Here is an 8535-nt window from a genome sequence, read left to right as displayed (position 1 = left end):
GTGGGGGCCAGCCCTGCGCGGCCAAGCGTGGCCTGTCGGGGGGCCCGCTGTCGGTGGCCCTCTCCTCAACGGCCTCGCCGAATCCGGTCACAGCGGGGCTCAGGCACCCACGGCGGGGGCCGACCCGACCCGGCGAGCGGGTGCGCGTCGGGCGCGCAGCAGCGCGACGACGACCTCGGCGAGTTCGGCAGGGTCCACGGGATGGGTGACCACGGCGTCCGCCTGCGACCAGGTGCCCAGCCAGCGGTCATCGCGACGGGCCACCAGCAGGACGGTGGGCGGGCAGTCCGGGATCTCGTTCTTGATCTGTCGGGACAGCCCCATGCCACCGACGGGCGCCGCCTCCGCATCCAGGATGCAGATGTCGGCTTCCCGATGGTCCACCGCATCGATGACGGCGGCGCCGTCGGCCATCTCCAGGAACTCGACCGGCCCGACCTCGGGGTCGGGTAGCGGACCGATGGCGAGCTTCACCCGCTCGCGGACGTCGGGCTTGTCCGCGTACACGAGAACCGTACTCATGCGACCGCGAGCCTTTCGATCAAGTGGAACGCCGGCTGGGTGATGCCCGGTGGCCGGCGACTGATCCATCTTCCGCGAACGACGGCGGGATCGGACCGGGCGCCGGACGATTGGGAACCCGCCGGCAGGCTATCCGATGGCGCCTGCCGGCGGTGGCCCCGCCCGGTTGCGCCATGCTGACGCCGTTCGGGTGGCACGGATGACATAGATGTGTCGTTGGGTGTTTTGCCAGTTGCGGAGCTGTCGGAGCTGAGAGATAGTGAGACTCGTTCTCATTGCTGGTGCTGAACGTCGCCGGTAGTGAACGTGGACACCAACATCGGACGTGTCATGAACAGTCAGCAGGATCTCCGCCTCACCCCTCAGCGCCGCGCAGTGCTGGAGGTGCTCCGAGGCGCCCACGACCACCCGACGGCGGCGGAGGTCTATGATCGCGTCCGAGTGGTCGCGCCGGGCATCGGCGCCGCGACCGTCTACCGGGCCCTGGGGCTGTTGGTCCGGGCTGGGTTCGCCCTTGAGCTCAGCCTCGGCAACGGCGCGGCCGCCCGGTACGACGCGAATGTCGGGCGTCACGACCACGCGGTCTGCGACCGGTGCGGGCGGGCGGTGGACATAGATCTTCCTGTGCCGGTGGAGATGGTGGCCGCACTGTCGCGACGCACCGGTTTCGCGATCACAGGCTACGACCTGCAGTTCCGTGGTCTGTGTCCGTCCTGCCAGATCGCAGGCCCGACAGTCGCAGGCCCGACAGTCGTAGGCCCGACAGTCATAGGCCCGACCTAGGTGTCCCGTACGCGGGCCGGTAGCCAGCATCCCGGCCGTCACCCCGACGGCCGGGTTGATCACGATCGACAAAGGAGAGCCACATGCCGCAGCTTGACGGCACGAAGACCCACGAGAACCTCAAGGAGGCGTTCGCGGGCGAGAGCCAGGCGAACCGCCGCTACCTGTACTTCGCCCGCAAGGCCGACATCGAGGGCCTCACCGACGCCGCCGCGCTCTTCCGCGACACCGCTGAGGGCGAGACCGGGCATGCGTTCGGTCACCTGGACTTCCTCGCCGAGGTGGGCGATCCGGCGACCGGGGAACCGCTGGGCAAGACCACCAAGAACCTGGCCAGTGCCGTGGCGGGGGAGACCTACGAGTTCACCGCCATGTACCCGGGCTTCGCCAAGACCGCGCGCGATGAGGGCTTCGAGGAGATCGCGGACTGGTTCTCCACGCTCGCACGGGCCGAGAAGACCCACGCCGGACGCTTCAAGAAGGCGCTCGACGCGGTCGTCGCCGACGAAAAGGCCGAGCAGGAGGTCTGACCGTCCGTAACAGCCGGACGGTGCCGCCCGGCGGTGCGGACGTGGTTGCCACCGCCCCGCCAGGCGGCCTTGCCGGTAGCTTTCTGTGGTCGGCCCCGTACCCATTGGATCGTTTGGGAGTTCCAACGATGGCACTTACTGTCGCTGACATCGTCACCGATCCCGAGGTCTATGCCGCCCAGCGGCCGGCTGCGCGCACCCGGATCCTCCCGGTCCGGGCGGAACGGCGAATCCGGGTCGGTGACATGTTCCTCTTCGAGTTCGAGAACGAGGAAACCCTGCGTTACCAGGTGCAGGAGATGGTCTACGCCGAGCGCCTGCGCAGCCCCGCGGATGTCGCCCATGAGATCGAGATCTATTCGCGACTGCTGCCCGCCAGCCACGCCCTGACCGCCACCGCCTTCATCGAGCTCGATGTCGCCGAGACCGTCCGCTCGGAGCTGGAGCGCCTCGCCGGTGTCCAGCGCAGCATCCGGCTCGAGATCGACGGGGTCCCGGTGCCTGGCGAGGAGATCCCCGGGCCGGACGAGGCCCCGAACATCCCGAGCCCGACCGTGTCCGTGCACATGCTGCGGTTCCCGCTCAGTGACTCCACCCGCGACGCCTTCCGGGATCCCGCCGTGCCGGTTGAGCTGGTCGTCGACCACCCCGCCTACAACGAGGCGACACCGATCACCGGCGCGGCCCGTAAAAGCCTGATTGCGGATCTCGCGCTGCGCGGCTGAGAGCACCGGCTCAACCGGCTCAACCGGCCGACGGCTCCATGGGCCGGCGGGCGGGCCTGGTGTCACCGGCGGGCGGGCCCGGTGTCACCGGCGGCGAGCCTGGCCAGCCAGGCGTTGTACGCAGCCTCCCGGGCGACCAGTTCGGCCTCCGGGTCCGGCTCGGGGTCGGTTTCCGGGATCTGTTGCGGTTCCTGATCGGCGGTGGCCGACCCCGGGGCAGCGGACGCGGCCAGTCGTTCGAGTCGGTCCAGTCGGCGGTCCTCGCGGGCGGCTTCGCGCCCGTCAGCCCGCGACCACTGGATGAACAGGGCGACGAACACCATCGCACCGACCAGCTCCCCCGCGGCCCACATGAGCCCCGCGCCGGTCTGCTGGTCGCCCAACAGGCTCGACCCCCAGCTCCGGTCCAGCGAGGAGTACCAGTCCGCGGCGAAGACCTCGTTTGTCGTGAACATCGCCAGCGCCCACAGCGCGTGCAGCGGGAACGTCACGAACAGCAGGATGAGGCGTCCCCAGTAAGGCAGCCGGCCGGGGACGGGGTCAAGCCCGATGATCGGCCAGTAGAACAGGCAGCCGACCACCAGGAAGTGGATGTGCAGGAAAAGGTGCAGCACCGGATGCCGCAACGATGACTCGTAGAGACTGGTGAAGTACAAACCGTACAGGCTCACGATGAACAGGCCGAAACCGACCAACGGGAAGGCCATCACCCGGGCCACCCGGCTGTGCAACGCCGCCACCAGCAGCCCACGGGAGCGCCGCGGAAGGGCGCGTAGCGCGAGCGTGATCGGGGCCCCGAGCGCGAGCGGGATCGGGGCGACCGTGCCCAGCAGCATGTGCTGCATGGCGTGGGCGCTGAACAGTGCGGTGTCGTAAGCCGCGATTCCGCCCACGAGTGCGTACCCGACGACGAACAGACCGGCGAGCCAGGACGCCGTCCGCCACGGGTTCCAGGCGTCACCGCGATCTGTGAGCCTGCGCACTCCGAGCAGGTACAGCCCTGCCATCGTGGCGATCAGAAGCAGCGGTCCGGGTTCGGGTGTCAGGTGCAGGAGCATCCGTCCGACCGTCGGTGGGGGCGGCAGTTGTCCCTGGCCGGGCAGTGCAAACACGTCCTGGGGAGCTACCGGGACAAGCGTGCTGGGACTGGTCACAGGCTCCGTCACCTCGCTTCGGCCGGGGCACGCCAGCACCCTCGACAGCTCGTAGTCCTACCGAATGTCGAACCTACGGTGGCGCCTGGCCGAACGCGTGCCAGAATGACCGACGTGGCCTCCGCCCCCGTCCTTGAGAAGGCTCCGCCGCCGCACCCCACGGCCAACCGTCCCTCGATGGTTTCCGTGGGAACGATCGTGTGGCTGTCATCGGAGCTGATGTTCTTCGCGGCCCTGTTCGCGATGTACTACACGATCCGGTCGGTCAACAGTGACAACTGGCCGCCGATCACCGGCGATCCCGCGGGGTCCGAGATCGGCCCGGTTCACCTGCACGTCGGTTACGCGCTCGTCTTCACCACGATCCTGGTGTTGTCGAGCCTGACCTGTCAGTTGGGCGTCTTCGCCGCGGAACGAGGCGACGTCTACGGCCTGCGTCGCTGGTACCTCATCACGCTGGTGATGGGTGCGGTGTTCGTGGGCGGCCAGGCGTGGGAGTACTTCCGCGAGAACGAGTTCTCGATCTCGTCGCATGCCTTCGGGTCCGTCTACTACCTCACGACCGGCTTCCACGGGCTGCACGTGATCGGCGGGCTGGTGGCCTTCGTGATCGTCCTCGTCCGGTCGACCTACGGCAGATTCACCCCTGAGAAGGCGACCTCGGCGATCGTGACGTCGTACTACTGGCACTTCGTCGACGTCGTCTGGATCGGCCTCTACGCGACCATCTACCTCCTCCAGTGAGCGACATGACTGCATCCTTGGGCGCTGCCCGCGCATCCCGACGCCGGCATCGGCGTTCCTCCGCTGTCGTCCTCCTGATGGCGCTTGCGGCCACCGGGCTGCTGTGGACCGCGCTCGCGCCGCGCGGGACGGCCCAGAGCACCCCCGATGCCAACGAGGCCGTCCGGGCGGGCCGGGCGCTGTACCTCCAGGGCTGTTCAAGCTGCCACGGGTTGAACGCCCAGGGCGGTGGCCAGGCCCCGAGTCTCGTCGGGGTCGGGTCTGCCGCCGTGGACTTCCAGGTGAGCACGGGTCGGATGCCGCTCGCCGCACCGGGCGCGCAGGCCGAGCGCAAGGACCCGATCTACAGCCAGACCCAGATCGACCAGTTGGCCGCCTACGTCGACAGCCTCGGTGGCGGTCCGAAGACGGCGGTCGTGACCAAGAACGCACTGGATGACGCGGACCTGGCCCAGGGCGGGGAGCTCTATCGGGCGAACTGCGCCCAGTGCCATCAGGCGGTGGGCGCGGGTGCCCCGCTCACGTACGGCAAGTACGCACCCGACCTGAGCAGGGCCACTCCGACACAGATCATCGATGCCATGCGGACCGGCCCCGAGTCGATGCCCGTGTTCGGCCCCGGACAGATCGACCCTGCCGGCGCTGTGGCAATCGCGAAGTACGTGAAGTACGTCACCGCGGCGCCGAGCGCCGGTGGTAGCACGCTCGGCAAGTACGGCCCGGTTCCCGAGGGACTGCTGGCCTGGCTGGTCGGAATCGGTGGCCTGCTCGCGGTGTGCATGTGGATCGGAGCGAGGCAGAAGGTATGAGCAAGCGAGACGACGAGACGTCCGGGCCGGACGTTCCCGCCGAGGGCGAGAGCATCTTCGACCGCGCCAAGCCCGAACCGCGCCCGGGCCGCGGCGACGGTCCCGAGCAGCTGGGTACCCCCCCGCAGCAGACCGACTCGACTCAGGAGGGCTCAACGGTCCTGCTGGCCGAGCCCGATGAGCGGGCCGCGGCCATCCCCCCGGCCCACGCCGAGGAGATCGACCGCCGGGCCGAGCGTAGGGCCGAACGGCTGGTGGCGTTCTGGTTCATGGTCTCGGTGGTCGGGACGATCGGTTTCGTGGTCACCAACTTCGTCGGTGACAAACATGCCGAGTACTACACCCCGTGCATGGGCACCGCACTGGGCCTGGCCATGGGCGGCATCGGATTCGGGGTCATCCTCTGGGCGAAGCGCCTCATGCCGCATGAGGAGGCCGTCCAGGAGCGTCATCCCTTCGCCTCCTCGGCTGAGGAGATCGCCGTCACCGAGGAGACGGTCGCACTCGGTTTCGCCGATACCGGCCTTGCCCGCCGACCGTTGGTTCGCCGCACCATGCTGGGCGCGGGAAGCGTGCTCGGCGCCCTGCTGGTGGTGCCGTTGCTGAATCTGAGCAACCGCAAGCCGGGCGATCAGCTCAAGCACAGCCACTGGGCCAAGGGTGCCCGGTTGGTGAACGGAGAAGGTAATCCGGTCGCGCTCGGTGACATCGCCATCGGTGGTATAGAGACCGTCTTCCCGGCGATCCCGGTGACCGCGGCCGACGGCAGCGTCCGGTTCGAGCCCCAGCTGACCCTGCACCAGAAGGCCGACAGCGTCACCATCCTCATCCGGCTCCCCCCGGATGCGAACCGACCGCGGCCGGGGCGGGAGGACTGGGCCTACGACGGCCACGTCGCCTACTCCAAGATCTGTACCCACGCGGGTTGTCCGGTCAGCCTCTATGAGGCGCAGACCCATCACCTGCTGTGCCCCTGCCACCAGTCGGTGTTCAACGTTCTGGACGGATGTCGAGCGATCTTCGGTCCGGCCAGCCGATCCCTGCCACAGCTGGCGATCGCTGTTGATGACGACGGGTATTTCATCGCACGAGACGGCGACTACACCGAGCCCGTCGGTCCCGCCTTCTGGGAGCGTCCATGACCACCGTCCCGCCACCCTCCCTGGTCAAGCGACCCGGTCCGGTCCGCAAACTCAACCGGGCCGTCGACGAGCGCTTCGGGTCCCAGGCCGCGCTGCGCCGCAACCTCAACAAGGTGTTCCCCGACCACTGGTCTTTCATGATCGGGGAAATTGCCCTCTACAGCTTCGTCATCCTGGTTCTGACCGGCATCTATCTGACGCTGTTCTTCGACCCGAGTAACGTCGAGATCCCCTACAACGGCTCCTTCATCCCGTTGCGGGGTGTGGAGATGAGCCGGGCCTACGCCTCGACCCTCGACATCAGCTTCGACACCCGGGCGGGGCTGGTCTTCCGTCAGATCCACCACTGGGCGGCACTGCTGTTCGTCGCCTCAATCGTGGTGCACCTGATGCGGGTGTTCTTCACCGGCGCCTTCCGCAAGCCTCGCGAGGTCAACTGGCTGATCGGCGTCGGGCTGCTGGTGTTGGGGATCCTCGAGGGTTTCGCCGGCTACTCGCTGCCGGACGACCTGCTGTCGGGTACCGGGCTGCGTATCGCGGCCTCGATCGCGCAGTCGATCCCCGTCATCGGAACCTGGACGTCGTTCCTGGTCTTCAACGGCGAGTGGCCGGGTGACAACTTCATCCCCCGGCTGTATGTGATCCACATTCTGCTGGTGCCGGGGATCCTGCTGGCGCTGATCGGCGCCCATCTGGGCATCCTGTGGCACCAGAAGCACACAGATTTCCCCGGGCCGGGCAAGACCGAGCACAACGTCATCGGGCATCGCGTCTTCCCGATCTTCGCGGTGAAGTCCACCGGGTTCTTCATGCTGGTGTTCGCGATGCTCGCCCTGCTCGGTGGTCTGGCACAGATCAACCCGATCTGGAGCTTCGGCCCCTACGACCCGGGTAACGTCAGCTCGGCGTCGCAGCCCGACTGGTACATCGGCTTCCTCGACGGATCGACTCGACTGTTCCCACCGTGGGAGTTCCGCGGGCTCGGGCATACCGTCCCGGCGGTGTTCTGGCCGACCGTCGTGCTGCCCGGAATCCTGTTCACGCTGCTGGCGGTGTACCCCTTCCTGGAGGCGAAGTTCACCGGGGATTCCGCATCGCACAACCTGCTCCAGCGACCGCGCGACGCCCCGGCCCGCACCGGTTTCGGTGCCATGGCCATCAGTTTCTATCTGGTGCTGTGGATCTCCGGTGGTAACGACGTCATCGCGAAGACGTTCGACATCTCGTTGAACGCCATGACCTGGGCCGGCCGGATCGGTTGCATCATCGTCCCGCCGATCGCCTTCACGGTGACCAAGCGGCTCTGTGTGCACCTGCAGGCCCGTGACCGGGACGTCACCGAGCACGGTGTCGAGACCGGGATCATCCACCAGCTGCCCGACGGGGAGTTCGTGGAGCAGCATCGTCCGAAGTTGCCGCCGACGCCGGACCACCGGCGGGTACCGACCGACCGGGTGGCGTTGCCGGGCGGGGAAAACGGGCATGCCACGGGCGGTCTCGTCCGCCGCGCAGGCAAGGCGGTGACCGGGTTCTTCGTCGAGGGGGAGGAAGCGGAGGGCGGTCCGCGCGAGGCCACCGGCGAATCTCCTGACCAGCCTGCCGGCAGACACTGAGCCCGACAGGTACTGAGCCCGACAGGTAGCGACCTGCTCCATCCCGGCCGAGGGCTGGTGCGTCCGAGACCCGGACGCACCAGCCCTCGGCTTTTCGCTGCCCGCCGGCGGAGGCCTGAGCACCGACCAGGTGACGGGAGAGCCGGAAGAGCAGATAGTTAGTTGCACGAAGGAAACGATGTGGAGGTCGGATGTCTGTCGAGCACCCCGTGCCCGTCGCGCCCAGTGCGGCGTCGGGCGACCCACCAGCCCTTGCCGTGAGGGGCCTGACCTACCGGTTCGGTGAGCACACAGCGGTCGACGCGATCGATCTCGACCTCAATCCCGGCGAGATCATCGGGCTGCTCGGGCCGAACGGGGCCGGCAAGACCACGGCGATCCGTGCCATCGTCACGCTGCTACGGCCGGTCGCCGGGTCGGTGCACGTGTTCGGGGTGGACGCGGTACGCCATCCGATCCGAGCACGTCGTCTCATCGGCTACGTGCCGCAGATGCTCTCGGCCGACTCGGGGC

General features: G+C 68.1%; 10 protein-coding genes. 8 read left to right on the top strand and 2 right to left on the bottom strand.

Annotated features, from left to right (window positions below; translation table 11 throughout):
- Nucleotides 1-99 precede the first annotated feature (99 nt).
- Entirely contained in the window at nt 100-522 is a 423-nt protein-coding gene (locus U9979_RS17555; protein ID WP_322766711.1) for a hypothetical protein, read from the bottom strand.
- A gap of 330 nt (nt 523-852) precedes the next feature.
- On the opposite strand from U9979_RS17555, the gene U9979_RS17550 reads away from it, so the two are divergent.
- The 3 genes from U9979_RS17550 to U9979_RS17540 all read left to right on the top strand — a co-directional run bounded on the left by U9979_RS17550 (nt 853) and on the right by U9979_RS17540 (nt 2560).
- Nucleotides 853-1305 (top strand): Fur family transcriptional regulator, encoded by a 453-nt coding sequence (locus U9979_RS17550; protein ID WP_322780238.1) that lies wholly within the window; start codon nt 853-855, stop codon nt 1303-1305.
- An 83-nt stretch (nt 1306-1388) separates the two neighbouring features.
- The gene (locus U9979_RS17545; RefSeq protein WP_322747399.1) at nt 1389-1835 is read left to right on the top strand and encodes a rubrerythrin family protein; all 447 of its coding nucleotides are present in this window, start codon (nt 1389-1391) and stop codon (nt 1833-1835) included.
- Nucleotides 1836-1963: 128 nt separating this feature from the next.
- Entirely contained in the window at nt 1964-2560 is a 597-nt protein-coding gene (locus U9979_RS17540; protein ID WP_322747400.1) for a DUF3501 family protein, read from the top strand.
- A 62-nt stretch (nt 2561-2622) separates the two neighbouring features.
- Here the strand turns inward: U9979_RS17540 and U9979_RS17535 are convergent, their stop codons facing one another.
- Nucleotides 2623-3714 carry a cytochrome c oxidase assembly protein gene (locus U9979_RS17535; RefSeq protein WP_322780237.1) on the bottom strand — a complete coding sequence of 364 codons (1092 nt, stop codon included), beginning with the start codon at nt 3712-3714 and terminating at the stop codon, nt 2623-2625.
- Nucleotides 3715-3819: 105 nt separating this feature from the next.
- Between U9979_RS17535 and U9979_RS17530 the strand changes: the two genes are divergently transcribed.
- From U9979_RS17530 to U9979_RS17510, 5 genes are all read left to right on the top strand, one after another.
- Complete coding sequence (locus U9979_RS17530) at nt 3820-4458, top strand: heme-copper oxidase subunit III (protein WP_322747402.1); 639 nt, start codon at nt 3820-3822, stop codon at nt 4456-4458.
- A gap of 5 nt (nt 4459-4463) precedes the next feature.
- The gene (locus U9979_RS17525; RefSeq protein ID WP_322766715.1) at nt 4464-5267 is read left to right on the top strand and encodes a c-type cytochrome; all 804 of its coding nucleotides are present in this window, start codon (nt 4464-4466) and stop codon (nt 5265-5267) included.
- A complete protein-coding gene (locus U9979_RS17520) occupies nt 5264-6409 on the top strand; it encodes a ubiquinol-cytochrome c reductase iron-sulfur subunit (protein WP_322780236.1) in 1146 nt (381 codons plus the stop codon). The genes U9979_RS17525 and U9979_RS17520 overlap by 4 nt, the downstream gene beginning before the upstream one ends.
- Nucleotides 6406-8022, top strand: a complete 1617-nt coding sequence (locus U9979_RS17515) for a cytochrome bc complex cytochrome b subunit (protein ID WP_322747405.1) — start codon at nt 6406-6408, stop codon at nt 8020-8022. The genes U9979_RS17520 and U9979_RS17515 overlap by 4 nt, the downstream gene beginning before the upstream one ends.
- Nucleotides 8023-8213: 191 nt before the next feature.
- Nucleotides 8214-8535: ATP-binding cassette domain-containing protein (locus U9979_RS17510; protein ID WP_322780235.1), on the top strand; the 322-nt coding region annotated here is incomplete at its 3' end.

The organism is Protofrankia sp. Cas4 (assembly GCF_963555915.1).
GTDB lineage: Bacteria > Actinomycetota > Actinomycetes > Frankiales > Frankiaceae > Protofrankia.
This window is presented reverse-complemented; position numbering and strand designations above follow the sequence as displayed.